Below are 24,523 nucleotides of genomic sequence, written 5' to 3' on the forward strand. Positions count from 1 at the left end.
AAGTTGTCTTGACGACTACTGTATCCATATACAGCGAAAAGGATAAGCGAATCCCTGCGCCATGGGTAGTGGCTTTTCAATGTAGACCGGATTTCGGGTTTGTCAGGGAGACCGTGTCGCTGCATTCGCGAGCAGGCTCGCTCCCACAAAAGCACAGCGGTGCGACCAAACGCCACGGCGCGGGTTTGGCGGCGTCTCGCCATGATGGCGTGGCCTCTTTTCTGCATGAAAACCGTTACGTGCAGAAAACCGTCACGTCCAACACGCATCATCCGCTCGCATTCGAGCTAAGGAACATCATCGTGAAAATCAACTGGGCCGAGAAACTGCGGCAAAACGTGCATCAACTGGCCGAGTCCCTGGGTAACCTCTTCGTCGAGACCTTCCACTATCTGGCGCTGTTCGCCATCGGTGCGGTGACGGCGTGGGCGGCGGTGATGGAGTTTCTCGGGATGCTCGAGGAAGGCCACATCAAGATCGATGACATTCTGCTGCTGTTCATCTATCTGGAATTGGGAGCGATGGTCGGGATCTACTTCAAGACCAACCACATGCCGGTGCGCTTCCTGATCTACGTGGCGATCACCGCGCTGACCCGCTTGCTGATCTCCAACGTCTCGCACCACAACCCGCCGGACATGGGCATCATCTACCTGTGCGGCGGGATTCTGCTGCTGGCGTTCTCGATTCTGGTGGTGCGTTACGCCTCGTCACAATTTCCTTCGGTGAAGATCGAGAAACCGCAGCGCAAACTTGGCGCCGGTTCCAGCGAGCATCCGGAAGTCGAGAAGGGTGAGCTTTAAAGCCCGGCCGCTTGCCCTGGCCGGCCGCTGACACGTGGCGGTGGCGGGATTATTCCGCTGCCGCTGGTCATGGCTTCGAGGATCGCCATGGCGCTGTGGCCCTGTTCGATAGCGATGCCGAATTGAATGCTTTGCACCAGACGCTTGAGGCGCACGGGGTCGTTGCGCTGCTCGGCGCTGATCATGCGCTTGGCCACGATTCGGCCGCTATTGGACAGGGTCAGCATGATGCTGCCGTCCAGGCCCTGAATGCTCAGGTTGATCTGATAGTCCGGCGCGAAGGCATCGGTAATGATCTGAAAAGGATTGTCCATGATGCGTCACCGCCTGATTGAACGTGCAGTTGTTGACCGGCCGTGATCGGGTTGGTTCGCCCAACCGGATCATCGGCGATTCCGTGGCCTGTATTTGTTGCTTCATGTAGGAGCTGTCGAGTGAAACGAGGCTGCGATCTTTTGATCTTCGGTGTTTTGATTTCGATCATGAAGATCAAAAGATCGCAGCCTGCGACAGCTCTCACAGGGGAGTAGCAAGGGCTGTGCCGGGAAAATTGTCGAACAATGAACACGGGCATAAAAAAGGCGAGCCACGCGGCTCGCCTTTTTTAATGGCGCGTTTTCAGGGCAGAACCGAGTAGATGATCGCTGACAGTGCAATCAGACCGATCAACACCACAAACACGTTGGACATCTGGCCCGAATACTGGCGCAACGCTGGCACGCGACGGATGGCGTACATCGGCATCAGGAACAACAGGCAGGCAATCACCGGCCCGCCGAGGGTTTCGATCATGCCGAGGATGCTCGGGTTGAAAGTCGCCACGGCCCAGCAGCTGAGGATCATGAACACGGCGGTCGCGCGGTTCAGCCAGCTCGCCGACATGACCCGGCCACGGCTGCGCAGGCTTTTCACGATCATGCCCTGAAAACCTTCGCTGGCCCCGATGTAGTGGCCGAGAAAGGATTTGGTGATCGCCACCAGCGCAATCAGCGGCGCGGCGTAAGCGATCACTGGCGTCTGGAAATGGTTGGCCAGATACGACAGGATCGAAATGTTCTGCGCCTTCGCTGCCGCAAGATCCGCCGGCGACAGCGCCAGCACACAACTGAAGCAGAAGAACATCACCGTCACCACCATCATGCCGTGGGCCATGGCGAGGATGCCGCTGCTTTTGCGTTCGGCCTGCTCGCCGTAGCGTTGTTTCTGATCAACCGCGAACGCGGAGATGATCGGCGAATGGTTGAACGAGAACACCATCACCGGAATCGCCAGCCACATTGTCTTGAAGAAAACAGACATCGGCATGGCCTCTTGAGCGCTGGCGAAAAACGCGCCGTTCCAGTTCGGGATCAGGCTGAGCGCGAGCAGCAGCAACGCCGCAACAAAGGGATAAACCAGCACGCTCATGGCTTTGACGATGACGCTTTGCCCACAGCGCACAATCGCCATCAAACCGAGGATCAACACCAGTGAGAGGATCGCCCGTGGCGGCGGGGCGATGTGCAATTGGTGTTCGAGAAAGCTGCTCAGGGTGTTGGTCAGCGCCACGCTGTATACCAGCAGGATCGGGAAGATCGCAAAGAAATACAGCAGCGTGATCAGCTTGCCGGCACCGATGCCGAAGTGTTCTTCGACCACTTCGGTGATATCCCCGGAGCGCCCGGACAGCACGAATCGGGTCAGGCCACGGTGGGCAAAAAACGTCATCGGGAAAGCCAGCACGGCGAGAATCAGCAACGGCCAGAAACCACCGACACCGGCGTTGATCGGCAGAAACAAAGTCCCTGCACCGATCGCGGTGCCGTACAGGCCGAGCATCCAGGTGGTGTCGAATTTGCTCCAGCCCGTGTGGGCCGTTTCTGCATTGCGTGTGCGATCTACAGCGGGATTTTCGGCAGCAGGTGTACGTACATCGGTCATCGGTATCGCCTCGTTATTATTTTTGCTCGGGCTCACGGTTGGCAGACCGTCGGGTGCGGTCTGCCGGGGCGGTCAGGGAGTGCGCCTCAGCATTCCACCCAGCTCACGGCAAGGCCGCCCCGTGAAGTCTCTTTGTATTTGTCGTGCATGTCGGCGCCGGTGTCGCGCATGGTGCGGATCACCCGGTCGAGGGAAATGAAGTGCTTGCCGTCGCCGCGCAGGGCCATTTGCGTGGCGTTGATCGCTTTCACGGCAGCGATGGCATTGCGCTCGATGCATGGCACTTGCACGAGGCCGCCGACCGGGTCGCAGGTCAGGCCGAGGTTGTGTTCCAGGCCGATTTCGGCGGCGTTTTCCAGTTGCTCCGGGGTGGCGCCGAGCACATCGGCCAGGCCGGCAGCGGCCATCGCGCAAGCCGAACCGACTTCACCCTGGCAGCCCACTTCGGCGCCGGAGATCGAGGCATTCTTCTTACAGAGAATGCCGACGGCGGCCGCGCCCAGGAAGAAAGCGACGACATCATCGTCAGACGCGTCCGGGTTGAATTTCATGTAGTAGTGCAGAACCGCCGGAATGATCCCCGCTGCACCATTGGTCGGCGCGGTGACCATGCGCCCGCCGGCGGCGTTTTCTTCGTTGACGGCGAGGGCGAACAGGTTGACCCATTCCATTGCCGATAGCGTCGAACTGATCACGTTGGGCTTGCCGATTTCCAGCAGGCTGCGATGCAATTTCGCCGCGCGGCGCGGCACGTTCAGGCCGCCGGGCAGAATCCCCTCGTGGCGCAGGCCTTGTTCGACGCATTCACGCATCACCGACCAAATGTGCAACAGGCCTTGGCGGATTTCCGCGTCGCTGCGCCAGGCGCGCTCGTTGGCCATCATCAGTTCAGAGACGCGCAGGTTGTGCTGCTTGCACAGCGCCAGCAGTTCGGCGGCGCTGGAGAAATCGTACGGCAACACCACGTCACCGGCCGGGGCTACGCCGGACTCGGCTTCGGCCGCTTCGATGATAAAACCGCCGCCAACTGAGTAGTACGTTTGCTCGAACAGTTCGGCCGTTTCGCCAAAGGCTGTCAGGGACATGGCGTTGGGGTGGTAGGGCAGGCTCTCGTCAAGCATCAGGAGATCGCGCTGCCAGTCGAAGGCAATTTCTCTCTGACCGGCGAGGGACAGTTGGCCTGTCTCACGCAGTTGCTGGATGCGGGGATCGATGGTCGCCGGATCGATACTGTCTGGCCATTCACCCATCAGGCCCATCACCGTGGCGCGGTCGGTGGCGTGACCGACACCAGTGGCCGACAGCGAACCGTATAAACGGATTTCCACACGGCGTACATCGTTCAACAGATGTTGATCGATCAGCGCCTGAGCGAAGGTTGCTGCCGCCCGCATCGGGCCGACAGTGTGGGAGCTGGACGGGCCGATGCCGACTTTGAATAGATCGAAAACACTGATAGCCATGCTAAACCCTTACAAGCAATGGAGTAGGAATCGCTGCCATTTTTTGTAGGACAAGCGCAATGTCGGCGATACTGCCTACCTCGGTCCTACGTGACTAACGAAACTTCCTAAGTAAGCCTTTAGCAGGACTAAACGATGAGTCGTCAATTGCATGCCCAGACCTATGTCTGGCTGCAGGTGTTTTCCTGTGCCGCGCGGCACCTGTCGTTCACCCGTTGCGCCGAAGAACTGCACATCACCCCGGGGGCGGTCAGTCAGCAGATTCGTCAGTTGGAAGAGCGCCTGGGTTTTCGTTTGTTTCATCGGCGTGCGCGCGGTGTCGAGCTGAGCGCGGAGGGGCAGCGGCTGGCGATTACCGTCAATGAGGCGTACGGCAGCATCGATGCCGAATTGCGTCGACTGGACGCCGGAATGATCAGCGGAATTTTGCGCGTGCGCTCGATTCCGTCGTTCCTCAGCAAGTGGCTGACACCGCGCTTGCCACGCCTGCAGCAGCGCTATCCGGACATTCAGCTGCGGCTGGTCGCCGAGGACAGCAGCGTACCGTTACACGAGGGTGACTTTGATCTGGCGATCGATCTGAACGACGGCAGTTACCCGGGATTGTTATCCACAGCCTTGCTCGACGAGCAGATTTTTCCCGTGTGTGCACCGAGCCTGTTGCGTGGGCGTCCGCCGCTGCATGGGCCGGCGGATCTGGTGCATTTTCCGTTATTGCACGACATCACTGCCTGGCGTGGCAGTTATGAATACGCAGAGTGGGAGTTTTATTTAAACGCGATCGGCTTTGAAGGCGCCGACGTACGGCGCGGGCATACCTTCAATCGCAATCACCTGACCATCGAAGCGGCGATCGCCGGCATGGGCGTGGCGATTGCCCGCCGCACTTTGCTTAACGATGAGTTGGAACGAGGCACGTTGATTGTGCCGTTCGGCCTGTCGGTACCGAATCACAAACGTTACGTGTTGCTGTATGCGCCGGGGGCGTTGAGCCATCCGGGCGTGCGTGCGGTGCATGATTGGCTGGTCGAGGAGGCGGGGATATTTCGCAGTTTGCACCCGTTGAATGACGGGCAATTGTGAGCGAATTTTGCAGGGTTGCGAGGCGACCCAACTCCCGACCTTACCAGTGCTTTGCCCGGTTGTCCGGCTTTTTTTGCGAATGAATATTTATCTTTTTTCAGGGGTTGAAATGTTCGGCAGTCGGGCCGATTGTTGTAACCAGGAGGTCAGGAAATTCAACTCAAGGCCTCTCACGAGCTAGCTGAAATAAGGGATGAACTATGCAAATCCAAGTCAACAGCGATAACCATATTCAAAGTAGTCAACGACTGGAGGAGTGGGTACGTACAACCATTGAGAGCACGCTCGAACGTTATGAAGAAGACCTGACCCGTGTCGAAGTCCACCTGAGCGACGAGAACGGTGACAAACCAGGTCCCCATGACTTGCGCTGCCAACTGGAAGCGCGGCCAAAAGGCCATCAACCGATTTCCGTGACCCACAAGGCCGATTCGCTGGAACAGGCGATCGACGGCGCTGCCGAAAAACTCGAGCACGCCCTGGAGCACCTTTTCGGCAAACTGCGAGGTAAGCCACGTGCCGCTGTGGTGCCACTCACCGGCAAGGCCAACGACAAGCTGTTGGCGGAAGAGTTTGACGAGAATGAACAGGCAGCGATCAACAGTTGATACGCTGATTTAATAAGCCAACCAATGAGAACGGGCCTGCGAAAGCAGGCCCGTTTTTTGTTTGTAAGCAGAAAAGTCCCTCACCCCAGCCCTCTCCCGGAGGGAGAGGGAGCCTACCGAGGTGTCTGAAGAGGTACGTCGACTTGGAATACCGAGTCGATTATGGATTCAGCAAAGCAATTTCAGGTCGACGGAAATTACGAGCATCTCCCGGTCAGTCCCCTCTCCCTCTGGGAGAGGGTTAGGGTGAGGGCAATCTTCGAACTGCCGCAATTCGTATGATCTGCTCCAGTACTTCATCCATCTGCTGAAGTACCTCCAGATTACTGAAACGCACGACTTCAATAGCCTTTTGATTCAGATAGCGTGTCCGGCGTTGGTCATGAATCACTTCTCGCGTTTCATAGTGCTGACCGCCGTCCAGTTCAATCGCCAATTTCAGCTCGGCACAGTAAAAATCCAGCACGTAAGGCGGGCACGGAAACTGCCGACGAAATTTCAGATTGGCGATTTGGCGAGAGCGGATTTTTTGCCAGAGCAGGTGTTCGCAGTCGGTTTGATTAACACGTAGATGGCGGGCGAACTGGGCGAGGGTGGGGCGAGTTTGCATGCTTCACGATCCTTGTGAAGTTGGTTGGATATTTCACTGTAGCCGAGAACCCTCACCCCAGCCCTCTCCCGGAGGGAGAGGGGGCCGACCGAGGTGTCTGGCGTGGTACATCGACCTGACAGACCGAGTCGATTATGGATTCGGCAAAGCGGTTTCAGGTCGAGTCGATTATGGATTCGGCACAGTACGTTCAGGTCGGCGTACCTCGCAAGCATCCCCCCAATCAGTCCCCTCTCCCTCTGGGCGGTCCGACGTTTCGGGAGGGTTAGGGTGAGGGGCTCTTCAACCCTCAGAACGCTACAGAAGTCTGCACATAAACCGTGCGCGGCTCCCCCACATACTTGCCCTTGTTGTTGTCATCAAACGACCGCGTGAAGTACTGCGTGTTGAAGATGTTCTTCACCCCCACCGCCACATTCAGATCCGACAACTGCGGCCCGAAGTCATACCCCGCGCGGCTGCTGAACAGCATGTAACCCGGGATCTTCCCGGTACTGCCATCGGCACTTTCCTTCGAAGTGTTGGCGTTGTCGGCGAACTGATCGCTCTGGAAGCTGCTGTCCAGATTCAGCTTCCATGGCCCCTCGGTGTAACCAACGCCAATCGTGCCCTTGTGTTTCGACGAGAACGGTACGCGGTTGCCCTTGTTCGGTCCGTCTTCGCGGATGGTCGCGTCAACGTAGGCGTAGCTGGCATAGACATCAAAACCGGCGAGCGCAGGGCTCAAGTCATCCAGCGCGTAGTTGATGCTAGTTTCTATACCCTGATGGCGGGTTTCACCACGGGCGATTACCGAGTCGTTGGTCTGGTTGCTTTCGTACTGGTTATCGAAGTTGATCAGGAACGCGCCGATCTCCGCGCGTAACGCACCGTTGTCATAGCGCGTGCCGACTTCCCAGGTGCGCGCCTTTTCCGGTTTCACTTCGCCGCTGGTTACACGGTTGGGCATCTGGCTGTATTGCACACTGCCGAACGAGCCTTCGGTGTTGGCGTAGAGGTTCCAGCTGTCGGTCAGGTGATAGAGCACGTTCAGCGCCGGCAGCGCGGTGTTGTAGTCGCCCTTGTATTTGACGTTGGTCAGGTTGTTGGTCTGCTGCGATTCGATCATCTCGTAACGTACGCCAGGGGTGATCGTCCATTTGCCGATGTCGATGCGGTCGTCGACGAAAAACGCATTGGCTTCGGTGCCGCCACGGGTATCGCGGTCGTTGCGGCTGCTGGTGGTCGGGTATTCGTTGCTGCTGATCGGCGTGCGATAGCGCAATTCGTGGCCGGCCTCGTTGATATAACGGTAGCCGACGCCGACTTCATGGCTGGTCGGGCCGAGGTCGAAGCCTTGGGCGAAACGGGTTTCCAGGCCGCGAACCCAATACTCTCGCGGCGACAGCGAAAGGAATGTGCCCTGATCCAGATAGCCGCTGCGCAAGGTCTTGGTGAAAAAGGTGTTGGCGGTGAATTCGCGGCGATCTTCCTGATAGCGATAGCCGAAGTTGAACATCGTGCGCCGGCCCCAGAACTGGTCTTTCGGACGCGTCGATTGATACGGATCGGCGTCGTAATCAGCGACGTTCAGACCGCCGGGCATGTCGGCTTTCCCTTCGTAATATTGCGCCATGGCGTTGAAGCTGTTGGCCTCGTCGAGCTGGTATTTGCCCTTGAGGATCAGGTCGTCGATCTCGGTGTCGCTGTGTTCGCGCCAGTCACCACCACGGGTGCCGGAGTAGAGCAACGCGCCACCGAGGCCATTGGCGTTAGTGCCGCCGGCCAGCAGGTTGGCGCTGGTCTTGAAACCGTCATGGCTCGAAGATGGGCTGGTTTCCGTCTGGAAACCGCCCTTGACCGTTGGCTCATCGGGAATCGCCCGGGTCACGAAGTTGACCACGCCACCGACGTTCTGCGGGCCGTAACGCACGGCGCCACCGCCGCGTACCACGTCCACGGCATCCATGTTGCCCATGCTGATCGGCGCGAACGACAGTTGTGGCTGGCCATAAGGCGCAAACGGCACCGGAATGCCGTCCATCAACACCGTCGAGCGCGCGGCCAGGCGTGGATTCAAACCACGAATGCCGAAGTTCAGCGCCATGTCGTGGCTGCCGGTGCCGTTGTTTTTCGGGGCGTTGACGCCGGGGATACGGTTGAGCACATCACGCGCCTGAGTTGCACCCTGACGTTCGAACTCTTCGCGGCGGATCACGTCGCGAGCACCGGGATGTTCGAACACGTTGATTTGCGCGGCGTCACCCAGCCAGTCGCCGACGACTTTCGAAGTGTCCAGTTCCAGCGCGGCATCCACCACCGGTTGCAGGCTGAACGCGTTGTTGCCTTCGGCGCGCGCTTGCAGACCGGTGCCTTCGAGCAGCGCATTCAAACCTTGTTCGGGCGTGTAGCTGCCCTCCAGACCTCGACTTTGCACACCGCTGGTGACTTGCGAACCGAATGAAATCAACACGCCTGCTTCACGACCAAACTGGTTGAGAGCGTTTTCCAGCGACGACGGCGCGATGTGATAAGCCTTGGCATCGGCAGCCACTGCGGCGGGCAGGGCGCTGAAACTCAGACTGGCGCCGAGGACGAGATTGCGCAGGCTGCGGGCCAGTGGCGTGAGGCGGGTGGAGTGCATGTTGATGATCCTGAGAAGGTTGAATCAAGGGGGCTTTCCTTCTCTGTCACGCCAGATCTGAAAAACGGCTCATTTATTTTTCAAGATCAAAGGATCGTCCGATCGCGGCCCGAGCCTTCGGACGATCTTTTGATTCTGCTGCTTTAAACCCGCGCTTCGACGCTCACCCAATAACGGGTAAAGCGCTTCACCTTTACCGGCAAACTGATTTCCAGCAGATCGAGAATCCGCTCGCTGTCGTCCAGTGGATACGTCCCGGAGATCAACAGATCGGCGACGTTCTTGGCGCAATTGAGTTGGCCGCGACGGTAACGGCCAAGCTCATCAAGGAAGTCGCCCAATCGCATATGCGCGGCCACCAGCATGCCGTCGGCCCAAGCGCCGCTGTTGGCATCCAACGGTTTGGCTGCGCTGACGGAGGTCGAGGTGAAACTCAGTTGCCGTGCAAGCGGCAACAGCATCGGCGCGCGTCCATTGCTGCTCAGTTCGACGCGACCTTCGAACAAGGCAACCTGCGTGTGATCGGCAAACTGACGCACATTGAGACGTGCGCCGTGAGTTTCAAGAATGCCCTGAGCGGTGCGCACTTCGAACGATTGCTTGGCCGTCAGGAGGATTTCGCCTTCGAGCAAGCGTATCAGTCGCGCCGAGGCATCGACATCGGCGGCACTGGCGGTGTTGAGTTGCAACTGATCGCCGGCACCAAGCGCCACCTTGCGCCGTTGCCCGATCGGGCTGCGGTAGTCGGCGAGGAACGACGGCAGTGGATTGTGCTCGCGCATGCCCCACGTGACGGCTGAGCCCGCGCCAAGAATCAGCAACAGTTTCAGTGCCTGACGACGACTGCCGGACTTCGCCCCGTTCAATGCCGCATGCGCCAGTGGTGAAGACACGCCGCGCAGACGCTGATTGACTCGTTGAATATGCTCCCACGCCCGCCGGTGTTCGCTGTGCGCCTCCAGCCATTGTTGCCAGGCGTGTTGCTGGCGCGGGGAGAGCGCGCCTTGCTGCATTTCCATCAGCCAGTGCACGGCCTGTTCCGCCACCTGAGAGGAGAAGTCTGGTGTGCGGTTCATAGCGCGAAGTAGCAGCGCATTGCCGCTTTGTTCAGATGACGTTTGACCGTGGCCACGGAAATGCCGAGTTCGGCGGCAATCTGTGGATAAGTCAGGCCATCCACCTGCGCCAGTAGAAATGCGCGTTTGACCTGACGCGGCAAACCGTCGAGCAACTCATCCAGCTCCATCAGGGTTTGCAGGATGATCGCCTTGTCTTCTTCCGACGGCGCGACCATGTCCGGCATCTGCGCCAGGGTGTCGAGGTAAGCGCGTTCGACATCCTGACGGCGGTAATGATTGAACAGGACGCGCTTGGCCAACGTTGTGAGAAAGGCGCGCGGTTCGATGATCACCGGCGGCTCGCGGGCGGTCAGCACCTTGATGAACGTGTCCTGCGCCAGGTCTGCCGCGCTGTCCGGGCAACCGAGTTTGCGCCGCAACCAGCCTGTGAGCCAGCCGTGATGGGCCTGATAGAGCGATTCGACGGGATGGGCGGACGACAACGGTGAACTCCGGGCGCTTTCTTGACGCGGTAGAGAGTGTGCGTTAGAGAACAAGAACTGTTCGCATTGTAGGGGGTGAAGCGCTCAACCGGCAATCAGATGCTTTTGCGTATGAGAATATTTATCATTAATATTGCTCGCCTATAGGTTCGGCTGATCGGCCGGACGTTTTTCGTTTCAGGGTCGAAACATGAAAGGCAAACTCGCCACACTTCCCATGTCCTATCGTCTGGCCGTCACCTCACGGGTGTTGGCCGCGGTGTTTGGCGGTTATCTCGTTGCGGCGCTGGCCAGTGTCACCCTGACACTGTGGCTGCCGCTGAGCCGTGCCGAAGCGGTGGTGACCGGCATGACCATTTCCTTTCTGGTCTACCTGGTGGCGGTGCTCTGGTGTTTTGCCTGTCGTACGGCATGGTCGGCCTGGGTCGGTTTGCTGGTACCGAGTGTGATTCTGGCAACTGTCTCTGGCGCGGCACGCGGATTGGGCCTGGCATGAAAGAGGGCTTTCGTCAGGCGATGGCCTGGCTGCACACCTGGGCCGGGCTGCTGTTCGGCTGGTTGCTGTTCGCGATTTTCCTGAGCGGGACGCTGGCGTATTTCAAAGATGAAATCAGCCACTGGATGCAGCCGGAAATCCCTGCGCGATCGGTGAGTGCCGAGACCAGCCTGGCGCTGGCCCAGGATTATCTGCAGCAACACGCGGCTGGCGCCTCACGTTGGCTGATCGATCTGCCAGATGCCCGTGATCCCGGTCTTACCGTGCGCTGGCAGGCCGCGCCGGCGAAGCCCGGCGAGCGCGGGCGCTTCGAATCGAAAACCCTTGATGCGCAAACCGGCGCAGAAGTGCAGGGCCGCGACAGCATGGGCGGCGAGTTCTTCTACCGTTTCCACTTCCAGTTGCAAATGCCTTATCCGTGGGGCCGTTGGCTGGCGACCATTGCCGCGATGGTGATGTTCGTTGCGCTGATCACCGGGATCATCACCCACAAGAAAATCTTCAAGGACTTCTTCACCTTCCGCCCGCGCAAGGGCCCGCGCTCCTGGCTCGACGGGCATAACGCGGTGGGTGTGCTGGTGTTGCCGTTTCACCTGATGATCACCTACAGCAGCCTGGTGATTTTCATGTCGATGGTCATGCCGGCGAGCATCGTTGCGTCTTACGGCAGTGACGTGCGCACGTTTTATGACGAGGTTTTCCCGGCCTCGAAAACACCCGAGCGCGCCGCTATCGCTGCGCCGTTGGCGGCCATGGCGCCGCTGTTGAGCAAGGCCCGCGAGCAATGGTCGGGCGGCCACACGGCGCGCCTTTCCGTGAGCAATCCGGGCGATGCCAATGCGACGGTGGTGCTGTCCCGTGCCGGCGACCGTGTGGTGCATGATTTCGGCCGCGCCGTGACCTTCAACGGTGTGACCGGGCAGATGCTCGGCAGCACACCGGACCAGCCGCTGGCGATGGCGGTGGGTGGCGCGTTCTATGGTTTGCACATGGGCCACTTCGCCGGGCCGGTCTTGCGCTGGCTGTACTTCATCTGCGGGCTGGCCGGCACGGCAATGATTGGCACCGGGCTGGTGATCTGGTTCGGCAAGCGTCAACTCAAACACGCCAAGAGCGGTGTGATGCCGTTCGAGTTGCGGCTGGTGGAAGTGCTGAATATCGCCAGCATGGCCGGGCTGGTGTCTGCGGTGGCGGTGTTTTTCCTGGCCAATCGTCTGTTGCCGGTGAGCCTTGCCGAACGTGCAGATTGGGAGGTGAACGCGTTCTTCATGGCCTGGGGCTTGAGCGTGCTGCACGCGATGTTGCGACCGGGGCGCAAAGCCTGGGTTGAGCAGCTTGTTTTCGGTGCTGCGCTGTTTGTTGCGGTGCCGCTGATCAATGCGCTGACCACCCCTTGGAACCTCGGCGTGGCTTTGATGCAGAGCGATTGGGCGTTGGCCGGTTTTGATCTGACCTGCCTCGCAACCGGTGTGTTTCTGGCGTGGGCCGCGTGGAAAATGCAGCGTGCTGGCAACACCGTCAGCATTAAAAAGCCCCGCCGCGAACAGGCCCGGCCGATCACCCTTGAACAAGGGGCGAACTGATGCTCTTGCCCTTGTTGCTCACCTACACCGGATTCACCGCGTTGTGCCTGTCGATGCCTCGTCACCACGATGAATTGCTCGGTCACAAACCGTCCACGCGTCGCCGCCAGGGCCTGAAAGTCGGCGGATGGTTATTGCTGTGTTTGTCGCTTTGGGCGGCGGTGAAGGCCAATGGCTGGAGCTTCGGTCTGGTCGACTGGTTCGCCGTGCTGATGCTCAGTGCCCTGGCGTTGGTATTGTTGCTGCCGTATCGCCCGCGTTTCGCATTGGCGCTGGCCGGGTTCAGCCTGTTGGCCAGCCCGGTCGCCGCATGGGCGCAGTGCTGAAGTGCTGATCGATCTGCCACCGGAATCCCGCGACGACGAGCCGCGTGGGGCGCGTGCGCATTTTCTTCAGGTGTTCCTGTCCCAGCGTTCGCAAATGGAAGCGCTGGTGAACCGGCGCGTCGGTTGCCGGGCGACGGCGGCGGATCTGGTCCAAGATCTGTTTCTGCGTTTCTGGCGGCGACCGCTGGTGCAGGTCGAAGAACTCAGCACCTATCTGCTGCGCTGCGCCGGCAACATCGCCATCGATCATCTGCGCAGCGAAGGCACACGCACGCGCGTCAACGAAGGCTGGCAACCGGAGGCGCCGGACAGCCACGGCAGCGAACCGCAAGCGGCGCTGGAAGCGGGCAATGATCTGAAGCATGTCGAAGCGGCGTTGCGCGCCTTGCCCGAGCGCACCCGGCAAATCTTTTTGCTCAATCGCATCCACGGTCGCAAATACGCGGACATCGCCAAAGCCATGGGCCTGTCCCAAAGTGCCGTGGAAAAACATATGATGCGCGCCCTCGAGGCCTGCAAGGCCAGCCTGCGCGAACCCGCGCCACGCCTGCCAGGGAACGCACCGTGAAGCCATCCGACTCCGTCATCCCCACGCCCGCGCAAGAGCAGGCCGCGTTTGCCTGGCTGAGCCTGTTGCATGATCGGCCGAGTGCCGGCGATCAACTGACCTTCAGCCAATGGCTGCGCGCTGATCCGGCGCATGCCGAAGCGTATGCGCAGGCGCAAGTGCTCTGGGAATTGAGCGAAGGCCCGGCGCGAACGCTGGCCGATGAAGAAGCCTCGGCGTTGCAGGGCTACCTCGATGCGATGGATCGCCCGCGTCGTCCAGCGCTGTTGCGATGGTCGGGGGCGCTGGCGATGGCGGCGTGTCTGTTGTTGATGGTCAGCCTCGGCACCGGCTGGCAGCCGCAGCGCTGGATCGATGATCTGGGCGCGGATTACGTTTCAGCGCCGGGGGAAATTCGCACCGTGACCTTGGCTGATCAATCGCAAGTAACGCTGGATGCTGACAGTGCGATTGCCGTGGATTTCAGCCGTGGCGAGCGGCATGTCCAGTTACGTCGCGGTGCCGGGTTTTTCACGGTTACGCACACCGGCGAGCCCTTTATGGTCGAGGCCGAGAAAGGTCAGGCGCGGGTGCTCGGCACGCAATTCGAAGTGCGACTGCAACCGCATGGCGCGCAGGTCACGGTGTTGTCCGGGCGCGTTGGTGTGACGGCGGATCGCGATGGCGAACAACAGATTCTCACCGCCGGCCAGCAAGTTGCTTACGCTGAAGGCACGGCGCAAAACCTTCATGCCGTGGACAGCGAAGCGCAACTGGCCTGGCGTCAGGGCTGGCTGACGTATTACAAGTCGACGCTGGCCGATGTGGTCGAGGATCTGCGGCGTTATTACCCGGGACGGATTGTGTTGCTCAACGAAGAGCTGGCGGCGCGCAAGGTCAGTGGCAGTTTTCCGAGCAAGGATCCGCAGGCGGTGCTCAGTTCACTGCAAGGGGTGTTGGGGTTTGAGCAGCATCAGGTGTTGGGGCATCTGATTATTTTGCGTTGAGGCAAAGTCAAAAGATCGCAGCCTTCGGCAGCTCCTACATTGGAATGCGATCTCCTGTAGGAGCTGCCGAAGGCTGCGATCTTTTGATCTGCAAAAATATTTTCGGATTTGTGGTGAGGTAAACCCGAGCCCCATCCGTGTAGTGACTGAAACTGCGATTCATTCGCATCCGTTGCGGTTCTACACAGGTCATTGAGTCATGAAGTCCAGGGCAAAATCGGGTTCGGTCAAACAGTGGTTGGGCGTGTCGGCATTGAGTTTTTCGGCATTGGCATTGCTGCCGATAAGCGTGTCTCTGGCCGCTGAAACTACCAGCAGCCAGGCGCAAAAGCAGTTCAGTTTTTCCCTGGCCGCCAAGCCGCTGCCGCAAGCCTTGAGCGACTTCAGCCGCGTCACCGGGCAGAGCGTGGTCTACACCGACGAAGCGCCGTACGGCCTCACGGCGCCAGCAGTCAATGGCCAGATGAGTGCCGAGCAAGCGCTGCAACGACTGCTCAGTGGCTCTGGCCTCAACTTCCGCCGCACCGACAGCCACACGCTGGCGCTGGAGCCGAAACCCACCGAAGGCGCGCTGAACCTTGGTGCCACGACCATCACTTCGATGCGCGACGAGTCGATGAGCTACCAGCCGCCGGAAACCAGTTCGGTGATGCGCTCTTCGGCGTCGTTGCAGGAAATCCCGCAGACCGTCAACGTTATCCCGGCGCAAGTCATCCGTGATCAGGCGCCGCGCAATCTGGATGACGCGCTGGCCAATGTCAGCGGCATCACCCAGGGCAACACCTTGGGCAGCACTCAGGATTCGGTGATGACCCGCGGTTTCGGTGACAACCGTAACGGCTCGATCATGCGCGACGGCATGCCGATCGTGCAGGGGCGTGGCATGAACGCCACGGTGGATCGCGTCGAAGTGCTCAAAGGCCCGGCCTCGTTGCTCTACGGCATTCAAGACCCGGGTGGCGTGGTCAACATGGTCAGCAAGAAGCCGGAACTCACCCAATACAATGCGCTGACCTTGCGTGGCTCGACTTACGGCGAGGGCAAGAATGGCAGCGGCGGCAGCCTCGACAGCACCGGCCCGCTGGGTGATTCCGGGCTGGCCTACCGCATGGTGCTCGATCACGAAGACGAAGATTACTGGCGCAACTTCGGCACCCACCGTGAAACCCTGATCGCGCCGTCGCTGGCCTGGTTCGGCGAGAGCACCAAGCTGTTGTTCGCCTACGAGCACCGCGAATTTCTCACGCCGTTCGACCGTGGCACGCTGATCGATCCACGCACCAATCACCCGCTGGATATCTCGCGCAAGGAGCGTCTGGACGAGCCGTTCAACAACATGGAAGGCCGCTCGGACCTGTATCACTTTGAAGCTGATCACGAGCTCAACGACGACTGGAAAGCGCACTTCGGCTACAGCTGGAACCGCGAAACCTACGACGCCAGCCAAGTCCGCGTGACGGCCATCGACACCAACAAGGGCACGCTGACCCGCAGCATGGACGGCACACAGAACGCGATCAGCACTGACCGTTTCACCACCGCCAGTCTTGAAGGCAAGGTCGAAGTGCTGGGCATGCAGCATGATCTGGTGTTCGGCGTTGATGACGAGTACCGCAAGATCTACCGCGAGGACTTGATCCGGCAGAAAAGCCTGACCACCTTCAGTTACCTCAATCCGGTGTATGGCCGCGAAGTCGCCGGTACAACCGTCAGCGCCCCCGACAGCGCGCAGACCGATGAACTGCGCAGTGATTCGGTGTTCATGCAGGACTCCATTCACCTCAACGACCAGTGGATTCTGGTCGCCGGCGGGCGTTTCCAGGAATACGACCAGTACGCCGGCAAAGGCGTGCCGTTCAAGGCCAACACCGACAGCAACGGCCAGAAGTTCGTCCCGCGCGCAGGTCTGGTGTATCGCTACACCGACGCCTTGTCGTTCTACGGCAGCTACACCGAATCGTTCAAGCCCAACTCGACCATCGCCCCGCTGAGCGGCAGCAACACCGTGCTCGACGGCAGCATCGCGCCGGAAGAAGCCAAGTCATGGGAGCTGGGCGCACGCCTGGATATGCCGGGACGCGTCACTGGCAACATTGCGTTGTTCGACATCAAAAAACGTAATGTGCTGGTGGCCAACTCTGAAGGCCCGACGACGATCTACAGCGCGGCCGGCGAGGTGCGTTCGCGGGGTCTGGAAATGGATTTGACCGGGCAGTTGAGTGATCACTGGAGCATGATCGGCAGCTACGCCTACACCGATGCCGAAGTCACCGAAGACCCGGACTACAAAGGCAAGCGCCTGCAAAACGTGGCGAAGAATTCTGGTTCGTTGTCGGCGGTGTATGACTTCGGCAGCGTGATCGGTGGCGACCAGTTGCGCGTCGGTGCCGGGGCGCGTTATGTCGGGGAACGTGCGGGTAACGCGGTGAATGATTTTGATCTGCCGAGTTATACCGTGGCCGATGCGTTTGCCACGTACGACACCAGGGTTGAGGGGCAGAAGGTCAAGTTTCAGCTGAATGTGAAGAACCTGTTTGATCGCACGTATTACACCTCGGCGGCGAGCCGGTTCTTTGTGTCGATGGGGGATGCGCGGCAGGTTTCGCTGTCCAGCACTTTGGAGTTTTAAGGCAAGATCAGAAGCCCCTCACCCTAACCCTCTCCCCGAGGGAGAGGGGACTGACCGAGGTGTCTTGCGCGATACATCGACTTGAGATATCGATTCGATTATGGATTCAGAAGAGCACTTTCAGGTCGGTGTAAAGCTTGAGCATCCCCCAATCGGCCCCCTCTCCCTACGGGCGGTCCGACGTTTCGGGAGGGCTGGGGTGAGGGGAAAAGGGCTCAACGCAAAAACGCCTGCCGATACTCCCCCGGCGTCCCGCCCAAAACCTGCTTGAACCGATTAGTGAAATGACTGGCACTGGCAAACCCGCACGCCAGTGCAATCTCACCCAACGGCAACGCGGTCCCGCGCAACAACTCCCGCGCCCGGCTCAAGCGTCGCGCCAGCACGTATTGGTGCGGCGGCAGGCCGAAACTCGTGCGAAACATCCGCGCAAAATGGTATTCCGAAAGCGCACACAATCCGGCCAATTGACCCAGGCTGATCGGCTCGGCCAACTGAGTGTCGATAAGATCCACCAGTTGCCGACGCTGGTGCGGCGCCAATCCGCCCTTCAAACGCAGACCCTGACGTGCGCCGACCTGACTGAGCAAGGTATGGTTGATCAATTCATGGGCGAGGCTGCTGGTCAGCAAGCGTTCGGCAGGTTCGTCCCAATTCAGCGTCAGCAACTGCCGGAAGCGCTGGGCCTGTTGTGGATCTTCGAGAAACGTCTGCTCGCGCAATTGCATCTCACGTGGTTCGCGATCGAGCAACGTGACGCAACCGAGGGCAAATTGTTCGGCGCTGAAATACAGATGCGCCAAGCGGATATCACCGTTGATCACCCAGCCTGACTCGTGATCGGCCGGGAGGATGCACAGCTTGTCCGGCCCGCCTTTCTGACCGGGTTGATCGCGACGAAAGGTACCGGTGCCACCGGCGATGTAGCAGGACAGGGTGTGATGGCTCGGCGCTTCATAATCCTGCGCATCGTGGTGGTTGGTCCACAAAGCGGCAGACAAGCCGTCGCCGAGCTCGGCGCTGTGCACAAGACGTGCGTTCGGCGAGCTGTTTAGCGCTTGAAAGACTTGCAGGGTATCGATGGCGGCCATGATCGGTTCTCTTCAACGCCTTGCATCCTACTCCGTAGACGTCTTGCTGCCAGCCTGCCGCCAGACAAAAGCGCAAGATTCTGCAAGCGCGCAAACCGGGCTCGGGCAGACACTCAAGGCCTATCGAGGAGTGTCGCCATGAACCTGTCGTTGTATTTGTTGACCGTGCTGATCTGGGGCACCACCTGGATTGCCTTGAAATGGCAACTGGGCGTGGTGGCGATTCCGGTGTCGATCGTCTATCGCTTCGGCCTCGCCGCGCTGGTGCTGTTTGCGCTGTTGCTGCTCAGCCGTCGCCTGCAACCGATGAACCGTCGCGGGCATCTGATCTGCGTGGCTCAGGGCTTGTGTCTGTTCTGCGTCAACTTCATGTGCTTCCTGACCGCCAGTCAGTGGATTCCCAGTGGTCTGGTCGCGGTAGTATTTTCGACCGCAACGTTGTGGAACGCGCTGAATGCGCGGGTGTTCTTCGGCCAGCGCATTGCGCGCAATGTGCTGATGGGCGGTGCGTTGGGCCTGTTTGGCCTGGGCATGCTGTTCTGGCCGGAACTGGCGGGGCATCAGGCTAGTCCGCAAACCTTGCTCGGTCTCGGCCTGGCGTTGTGCGGCACGTTGTGTTTTTCGGCTGGCAACATGCTCTCGAGCCTGCAGCAGAAGGCCGGCCTCAAACCGCTGACCACCAATGCCTGGGGTATGGCCTACGGCGCGGCGATGCTGTCGGTGTGGTGTCTGGTCAAAGGTATTCCGTTCGATATGGATTGGAGTCCGCGTTACGTCGGTGCGCTGCTCTATCTGGTGATTCCCGGTTCGGTCATCGGCTTCACCGCGTATCTCACGCTGGTCGGGCGCATGGGTCCGGAGCGTGCGGCTTACTGCACCGTGCTGTTTCCGGTCGTGGCGCTGAACGTCTCGGCTTTTGCTGAAGGTTATCAGTGGACAGCGCCGGCGCTGGTCGGTCTGGTGTTAGTGATGCTGGGCAATGTGTTGGTGTTCCGCAAACCCAAGGTGGTCGTGGCGCCAGTACAGGGAAAGTTGGCTTGAAATAAACGAGCGCTGAACTTCAGCGCTCTACTTTCAAGGTGATGTAAATCATTACCGGGAAGATGAAATCAACGATATGTCGCGCCCAGTCCTTGGCATTCCATGATTGCGAAGTGTCCATGTCGAACCATTCCACACCCACGGTTTGCAAACAGACGTAATAAATGAAGATTGCCGCCAGTATGCCCATGATCGAGAACTTTTTTGCCTCGTGGAATACTTCTGCGGACGCATTTATGTGGCGATATAGCTGATACGTGCCTATCAGGCACAGCACGGTATACGTGACTTCCAGCGTGATGATGAACCAGTAGATCCGGTGATGGATCATCGGTGATTCAATGGCTCGGTACTTGATGGTTTCACTGGCCGTGGTGGTGTCCATACTCAGGATATGCGCCACGTAGGTGTAGTTTGAATTGTAGTCGGTAAAGTTGTGGATCATCACCAGCACGCCAAAGAAGCTGATGTAAGCCATTAATATGACTTTGCTGTAACGAATGAGTTTGTCGGTTGTCAGGGTGTTCAAGGTATTGGCTCTCCATAGCGTTTGTCGATTATTCGACAGGCAGGCAGAGCTTATAATGCTGTTGTTTGATTGGCTTTTTTGTTCAATTTCAAGTTGTGTAACGCGTAACTAACGGGCAAGTGCGATAACGCACTTGCCCGTATTTTTTTATCCGCGCCAGACTTGCGGGTTGACCAGATCCTGCGGGCGTTCGCCGAGCAGGGCACTACGCAGATTGGCCAGCGCACGATTGGCCATGGCTTCGCGGGTTTCATTCGTCGCCGAGCCGATGTGCGGCAGGGTCACGGCGTTACTCAATTGGAACAGCGGTGATTCGGCCAGCGGTTCTTTTTCGTAGACGTCGAGGCCGGCGCCACGAATGCGCTTGTTTTGCAGGGCTTCGATCAACGCTGGTTCATCGACGACCGGGCCACGTGAGATGTTCACCAGGATGGCGTCGGGTTTCATCAGCGCCAGTTCGCGATGGCTGATCAGGTGGCGGGTCTTGTCGCTGAGCGGCACCACCAGGCAGACGAAATCGGCTTCGGCGAGGAGTTGATCGAGGCTGCGAAATTGCGCGCCGAGTTCCTGTTCCAGTTCGGTCTTTCGGCTGTTGCCGCTGTAGATAATCGGCATGTTGAAACCGAAGCGGCCACGGCGGGCGACGGCGGCGCCGATGTTGCCCATGCCGACAATGCCGAGGGTTTTACCGTGGACGTCACAGCCGAACAGTGGGGCGCCGACGCTGGCTTGCCACTGGCCGGCCTTGGTCCAGGCGTCGAGTTCGGCGACGCGGCGGGCGCTGCTCATGATCAGGGCGAAGGCGAGGTCGGCGGTGCTTTCGGTGAGCACGTCGGGGGTGTTGGTGAGCATGATCCCGCGTTGGTTGAAGTAGTCGAGGTCGTAGTTGTCGTAGCCGACGGAGACGCTTGAGACCACTTCCAGTTTTGTGGCGGTTTCGAGTTGCGCCTGGCCGAGTTTGCGGCCGACGCCGATGAGGCCGTGGGCGTGGGGCAGGGCTTCGTTGAATTGGGCGTTGATGTCGCCGTTCTTTGGATTTGGGACGATGACGTCGAACTCCTGTTGCAGGTGTTCGATCATGGGTGGGGTGATGCGGCTGAAGGCCAGGACAGTCTTTTTCATCGTTGTTGGCTCTTGTTCGGGCTTGATACCAAGCACGCTAACATTTCTGGCTCGGGGTTGTCTTGGCGGCCTCTGGGCCGACCATGTTGTGGGTGTGCTTGGTGAATATCCGTTGCTGCGGTAACGGCGGCTTTGGGTTCCGCCCTGACGGCGGGTCACCTTTTCCAAACGCCGAAAAGGTAACCGAAAAGGCTTGCTCCTACGTGCGGCCCGCTCGCTGGGGCTCGGGGTTCCTTCGCTCCGGGATCGATCCGGGCGCAGCGCCTACGGTTTGCTTCGCTGCACCTCCTCTCGCTGTGTTTGGCTTCGCCAAACGGTCGCTGCGCTCCCACGCCCGGATCAATCCCTCCACTCAGCCTTCCGACGTCGCCCGTGGATCAAGAGCAAGATCAAGAGCAGGCGAGTTGACACTCGGCCTATTGAGTGATGAAGAGCGGGGCGTGGTCGGCTTTGGATTTGTGGGCATTTCAAAATTTGAGTTCGACTCGGTATTTCACGTCGGTGTAACTCGCCCAAACACCTCGGTCAGTCCCCTCTCCCTTTGGGAGAGGGTTAGGGTGAGGGGCTCTTAGTTGTGTGCCGGGGATTTCGGGATTTCGTGGTTATCCAGCACGCGATTCACCGCCAGTTCGGCGAGCATGATGATCTGCTGAATCGCCAGGATCGTCCGTCGTTGCGGCAGGTCGATGTAGGCGGCGATGTCGCTGGTCATCAGGCTGGCTTGTGCCAGTGATTCGCAGGCGTGGACCAGCAGGCTTTCGCTGTACTGTTCGGGGGAGATCTGAAACACGGTGGCTTTGGGGAAGCGGTATCAACATTGGCTGATACCTGCTTGTGTCTGCCTTGGGTCAGACTTTGCGATCTACCTTTACACCTCGATAGTTTCAAGGCCTTTGACATCAATCTGACCATCATGAACTTGATGCAGCTCATTTGTGTCGAAATCTACAAAACTGAAGTTGAAGGCTGCCTTGAAAATGCCTTTGGCAATGTTGAACTCTTCTACAACAATGAACCCTGCATTTTTAACGCTTGTATAGCCTTTTGTATGTGAGCCTGACGTATATGAAAATCTGAACGGAGAGGGAAAGTGCTCCGTGCTGAATTCATTCCTCCCAAGCTTAATATTTGCGTCAAAAGTGAGGTTGATAGTGAATGAGGTGGTAGAGGATTTTTGGTAAGTTGCTTTTAGCGCGACTATCTTGTTATCGGTAATAAAATGGTCGGGTTTTCCTTCGAACTTGTCGGTGATATAGTCTTTGTTTAGTTTGGCAATTACAGTGCCTTCACCTGATTTCTTAAGTTTGTCGAGTTCCAGATCTTTAATCGACATGTCTTGCTCCTTCAAGGTTAGGTTGGTGTGACGACATCCATTGTTCGGCTAAAGCGATAAAATGGGCACTGTCAGATCTGACAGGTCTCCTATATCGATTGGCTATTAAAAATTAATCGGAAGATGATTTGTGGAACTTGATTGCCCACTTCAGGTTTGCGGCCATTGGACAATGCTTAATTGCGTCAGGCCGTCATCCGGCATCATTCAAGGGAGAGGGAGCCGATTTCTGAGCCTTTCAGAGTTTGAATTCGACTCGGTATTTCACGTCGGTGTAACTCGCCCAAACACCTCGGTCAGTCCCCTCTCCCTTTGGGAGAGGGCTAGGGTGAGGGGCTTTTAGTTGTGTGTCGGGGAATGGGGGATTTCGTGATTATCCAGCACGCGGTTCACCGCCAGTTCGGCGAGCATGATGATCTGCTGAATCGCCAGAATCGTCCGTCGTTGCGGCAAGTCGATGTACGCGGCGATGTCGCTGGTCATCAGGCTGGCCTGGGCCAATGATTCGCACGCGTGGACCAGCAGGCTTTCACTGTCCTGTTCGGGGGCGACCTGGAACATGGTGCTGGGTTTGTGGAAGCGCAGGGTGAGGGCGTTGGGTTTGAGGTAGTGGTCGAGGGCGCGGTCGGCGGCTTCGTGGAATTTCTTTGAGCCGGGGAATTCGTAGGGGGTGGTGTCGTCGGTTTCGGGTGGATTAGGCGTTGGTTTGAACATAGGAAACATACTCGTGGCAAGTTGAGTTGAAGCTGCCACTTTTCGTTTTCCAGGCGAAAGGGTGGCAGCTGCGCGCGGACTGGAAAAACCGGTCAACTCACCAAAACCGGCAGGCCCAAGGGCCTCCCGCGCACAGCCGCCATAACATTGCGAGCTAAAAAGCGCCGCAGTATGCCATGAGCTTTGGTAGTTGAAATCGGGTTTTCCAGACCCGGTCGCTGATGCGTCAGCGACACCCAAATCCTAGCCACGGCACTTCCGACGGACAACCGTCAAAACCTGTCGGAAACATCCGCGAAATTGCCGTTTCTGTAGGCTCGGCCGTAGGCTGCGATTAAACAGCAAGATCAAAAGATCGCAGCCTGCGGCAGCTCCTACAGGGTTCGTGGTGTGTTGAAAATCAGTTGGCGACGCGCGCGCCGGCGAGGCTGCCGCTTAATTCGTAAGCGGCCAATTCGGCCTGGTGGGCGGCGAGAATCTCTGGCAACGACCCACGCAAATACTCAACCCACGTCTTGATCTTCGCATCCAGATATTGCCGCGACGGGTAGATCGCATACAGGTTCAGTTCTTGCGAGCGATAGTTCGGCATGACCCGCACCAGCGTGCCGTTGCGCAAACCTTCGATCGCCGCATACACCGGCAGCACGCCCACCCCCATGCCGCTGGTGATCGCGGTTTTCATCGCGTCGGCGGAGTTCACCAGAAACGGCGAGCTGTTGATGGTGACCATTTCCTGGCCTTCCGGGCCGTCGAAGGCCCACTTCTCCAACGGAATCACCGGGCTGACCAGGCGCAGGCAGGCGTGGTTGAGCAGGTCGCTGGGTTTTTGCGCGGCGCCGTTGGCTTTCACGTAGGCCGGTGAGGCGCAGACGATGCTGTAGGTGATGCCCAGCCGTTGCGAAACAAAACCCGAATCCGGCAATTCGCTGGCGAGCACGATGGACACGTCGTAGCCCTCGTCGAGCAGGTCCGGCACGCGGTTGGCCAGGGTCAGGTCGAAGGTGACGTCGGGGTGAGTCTTGCGGTAGCGGGCGATGGCGTCGATGACGAAGTGCTGGCCGATGCCGGTCATGGTGTGCACTTTCAATTGCCCGGCCGGGCGCGCGTGGGCGTCGCTGGCCTCGGCTTCGGCTTCTTCGACGTAGGCGAGGATCTGCTCGCAGCGCAGCAGGTAGCGTTTGCCCGCTTCGGTCAGGGCGATGCGCCGCGTGGTGCGGTTGAGCAAGCGGGTTTGCAGGTGGGCTTCCAGGTTGGAGACCGCGCGCGAGACGTTGGCGGTGGTGGTGTCGAGTTGCACGGCGGCGGCAGTGAAGCTGCCGGCTTCGGCGACACAACTGAAGGCGCGCATGTTTTGCAAAGTGTCCATGGGGTGCTCTCAAGGGAGATGGCAAATTGTGACACGAAGTTTCGGGGGCTGAGACCCCAGACTTA

The 24,523-nt window shown here is 58.9% G+C and carries 23 protein-coding genes and 1 pseudogene; 10 read left to right on the forward strand and 14 right to left on the reverse strand.

All coding sequences use genetic code 11. The annotated features are described in order from the left end of the window. The first annotated feature begins 302 nt into the window (after window positions 1–302). Complete coding sequence (locus AC3IUF_RS04740; RefSeq protein ID WP_026000737.1) at window positions 303–803, forward strand: phosphate-starvation-inducible protein PsiE; 501 nt, start codon at window positions 303–305, stop codon at window positions 801–803. Here the strand turns inward: AC3IUF_RS04740 and AC3IUF_RS04745 are convergent. The 3 genes from AC3IUF_RS04745 to AC3IUF_RS04755 all read right to left on the reverse strand — a co-directional run bounded on the left by AC3IUF_RS04745 (window position 800) and on the right by AC3IUF_RS04755 (window position 4,186). After that, window positions 800–1,117, reverse strand: coding sequence for a DUF3509 domain-containing protein (locus tag AC3IUF_RS04745; RefSeq protein WP_007914191.1), 318 nt, complete (start codon window positions 1,115–1,117; stop codon window positions 800–802). The genes AC3IUF_RS04740 and AC3IUF_RS04745 overlap by 4 nt on opposite strands. Before the next feature lie 304 nt (window positions 1,118–1,421). Further along, a complete protein-coding gene (locus AC3IUF_RS04750; RefSeq protein WP_489280507.1) occupies window positions 1,422–2,723 on the reverse strand; it encodes a serine/threonine transporter in 1,302 nt (433 codons plus the stop codon). 86 nt (window positions 2,724–2,809) lie between these two features. Then, the gene (locus AC3IUF_RS04755) at window positions 2,810–4,186 is read right to left on the reverse strand and encodes an L-serine ammonia-lyase (protein ID WP_489280509.1); all 1,377 of its coding nucleotides are present in this window, start codon (window positions 4,184–4,186) and stop codon (window positions 2,810–2,812) included. Between the two features lie 135 nt (window positions 4,187–4,321). Here AC3IUF_RS04755 and AC3IUF_RS04760 point away from each other — a divergent pair, with 135 nt between their 5' ends. Both AC3IUF_RS04760 and AC3IUF_RS04765 read left to right on the forward strand, forming a co-directional pair. Further along, window positions 4,322–5,269 carry a LysR substrate-binding domain-containing protein gene (locus AC3IUF_RS04760; RefSeq protein ID WP_007914183.1) on the forward strand — a complete coding sequence of 316 codons (948 nt, stop codon included), beginning with the start codon at window positions 4,322–4,324 and terminating at the stop codon, window positions 5,267–5,269. 200 nt (window positions 5,270–5,469) lie between these two features. After that, window positions 5,470–5,877, forward strand: a complete 408-nt coding sequence (locus tag AC3IUF_RS04765) for an HPF/RaiA family ribosome-associated protein (protein ID WP_007914181.1) — start codon at window positions 5,470–5,472, stop codon at window positions 5,875–5,877. 241 nt (window positions 5,878–6,118) lie between these two features. Here AC3IUF_RS04765 and AC3IUF_RS04770 read toward each other — a convergent pair whose 3' ends face one another. From AC3IUF_RS04770 to AC3IUF_RS04785, 4 genes are all read right to left on the reverse strand, one after another. Then, window positions 6,119–6,487 (reverse strand): endonuclease domain-containing protein, encoded by a 369-nt coding sequence (locus AC3IUF_RS04770; RefSeq protein WP_414894704.1) that lies wholly within the window; start codon window positions 6,485–6,487, stop codon window positions 6,119–6,121. Between the two features lie 289 nt (window positions 6,488–6,776). Then, a complete protein-coding gene (gene fecA, locus AC3IUF_RS04775) occupies window positions 6,777–9,110 on the reverse strand; it encodes a TonB-dependent Fe(3+) dicitrate receptor FecA (RefSeq protein WP_489280511.1) in 2,334 nt (777 codons plus the stop codon). Between the two features lie 143 nt (window positions 9,111–9,253). Then, a complete protein-coding gene (locus AC3IUF_RS04780; RefSeq protein WP_123375730.1) occupies window positions 9,254–10,186 on the reverse strand; it encodes a DUF4880 domain-containing protein in 933 nt (310 codons plus the stop codon). Next, on the reverse strand, window positions 10,183–10,671 hold the full coding sequence (locus AC3IUF_RS04785) for a sigma-70 family RNA polymerase sigma factor (protein ID WP_007914173.1): 489 nt from the start codon (window positions 10,669–10,671) through the stop codon (window positions 10,183–10,185). Before AC3IUF_RS04785 ends, AC3IUF_RS04780 begins: the two co-directional genes overlap by 4 nt. 190 nt (window positions 10,672–10,861) lie before the next feature. Between AC3IUF_RS04785 and AC3IUF_RS04790 the strand changes: the two genes are divergently transcribed. The 6 genes from AC3IUF_RS04790 to AC3IUF_RS04815 all read left to right on the forward strand — a co-directional run bounded on the left by AC3IUF_RS04790 (window position 10,862) and on the right by AC3IUF_RS04815 (window position 17,259). Beyond that, window positions 10,862–11,167, forward strand: a complete 306-nt coding sequence (locus tag AC3IUF_RS04790; RefSeq protein WP_095112645.1) for a DUF3649 domain-containing protein — start codon at window positions 10,862–10,864, stop codon at window positions 11,165–11,167. Then, window positions 11,164–12,750, forward strand: coding sequence for a PepSY-associated TM helix domain-containing protein (locus AC3IUF_RS04795; protein ID WP_489280513.1), 1,587 nt, complete (start codon window positions 11,164–11,166; stop codon window positions 12,748–12,750). The genes AC3IUF_RS04790 and AC3IUF_RS04795 overlap by 4 nt, the downstream gene beginning before the upstream one ends. Next, window positions 12,750–13,076, forward strand: coding sequence for a DUF3325 domain-containing protein (locus tag AC3IUF_RS04800; RefSeq protein ID WP_007914161.1), 327 nt, complete (start codon window positions 12,750–12,752; stop codon window positions 13,074–13,076). Before AC3IUF_RS04795 ends, AC3IUF_RS04800 begins: the two co-directional genes overlap by 1 nt. A gap of 1 nt (window position 13,077) precedes the next feature. Beyond that, the gene (locus AC3IUF_RS04805; protein WP_463542416.1) at window positions 13,078–13,644 is read left to right on the forward strand and encodes an RNA polymerase sigma factor; all 567 of its coding nucleotides are present in this window, start codon (window positions 13,078–13,080) and stop codon (window positions 13,642–13,644) included. Further along, window positions 13,641–14,630, forward strand: a complete 990-nt coding sequence (locus tag AC3IUF_RS04810; RefSeq protein ID WP_489280515.1) for a FecR family protein — start codon at window positions 13,641–13,643, stop codon at window positions 14,628–14,630. The genes AC3IUF_RS04805 and AC3IUF_RS04810 overlap by 4 nt, the downstream gene beginning before the upstream one ends. Before the next feature lie 199 nt (window positions 14,631–14,829). Then, window positions 14,830–17,259 (forward strand): TonB-dependent siderophore receptor, encoded by a 2,430-nt coding sequence (locus AC3IUF_RS04815; RefSeq protein WP_489280517.1) that lies wholly within the window; start codon window positions 14,830–14,832, stop codon window positions 17,257–17,259. Between the two features lie 215 nt (window positions 17,260–17,474). On the opposite strand, the gene AC3IUF_RS04820 is transcribed toward AC3IUF_RS04815, so the two are convergent. After that, complete coding sequence (locus AC3IUF_RS04820) at window positions 17,475–18,350, reverse strand: helix-turn-helix domain-containing protein (protein WP_489280518.1); 876 nt, start codon at window positions 18,348–18,350, stop codon at window positions 17,475–17,477. A gap of 138 nt (window positions 18,351–18,488) precedes the next feature. Between AC3IUF_RS04820 and AC3IUF_RS04825 the strand changes: the two genes are divergently transcribed. Then, window positions 18,489–19,391 carry a DMT family transporter gene (locus AC3IUF_RS04825; protein WP_007914130.1) on the forward strand — a complete coding sequence of 301 codons (903 nt, stop codon included), beginning with the start codon at window positions 18,489–18,491 and terminating at the stop codon, window positions 19,389–19,391. Between the two features lie 19 nt (window positions 19,392–19,410). On the opposite strand, the gene AC3IUF_RS04830 is transcribed toward AC3IUF_RS04825, so the two are convergent. The 6 genes and pseudogenes from AC3IUF_RS04830 to AC3IUF_RS04855 all read right to left on the reverse strand — a co-directional run bounded on the left by AC3IUF_RS04830 (window position 19,411) and on the right by AC3IUF_RS04855 (window position 24,458). Beyond that, window positions 19,411–19,920: a DUF2165 family protein gene (locus AC3IUF_RS04830; protein WP_122598000.1), complete on the reverse strand. Its 510-nt coding sequence runs from the start codon at window positions 19,918–19,920 to the stop codon at window positions 19,411–19,413. A 147-nt stretch (window positions 19,921–20,067) separates the two neighbouring features. Then, window positions 20,068–21,042, reverse strand: coding sequence for a 2-hydroxyacid dehydrogenase (locus AC3IUF_RS04835; protein WP_489280519.1), 975 nt, complete (start codon window positions 21,040–21,042; stop codon window positions 20,068–20,070). A 568-nt stretch (window positions 21,043–21,610) separates the two neighbouring features. Then, window positions 21,611–21,850, reverse strand: a pseudogene (locus AC3IUF_RS04840) (DUF6124 family protein); the annotation flags it as partial. Window positions 21,851–21,910: 60 nt separating this feature from the next. Then, window positions 21,911–22,375, reverse strand: a complete 465-nt coding sequence (locus AC3IUF_RS04845) for a hypothetical protein (RefSeq protein WP_489280521.1) — start codon at window positions 22,373–22,375, stop codon at window positions 21,911–21,913. Between the two features lie 339 nt (window positions 22,376–22,714). Then, the gene (locus AC3IUF_RS04850; protein ID WP_489280522.1) at window positions 22,715–23,089 is read right to left on the reverse strand and encodes a DUF6124 family protein; all 375 of its coding nucleotides are present in this window, start codon (window positions 23,087–23,089) and stop codon (window positions 22,715–22,717) included. A 400-nt stretch (window positions 23,090–23,489) separates the two neighbouring features. Further along, on the reverse strand, window positions 23,490–24,458 hold the full coding sequence (locus tag AC3IUF_RS04855) for a LysR family transcriptional regulator (protein WP_007914118.1): 969 nt from the start codon (window positions 24,456–24,458) through the stop codon (window positions 23,490–23,492). Window positions 24,459–24,523 lie beyond the last annotated feature (65 nt).

The organism is Pseudomonas sp. KH_040 (assembly GCF_057839305.1).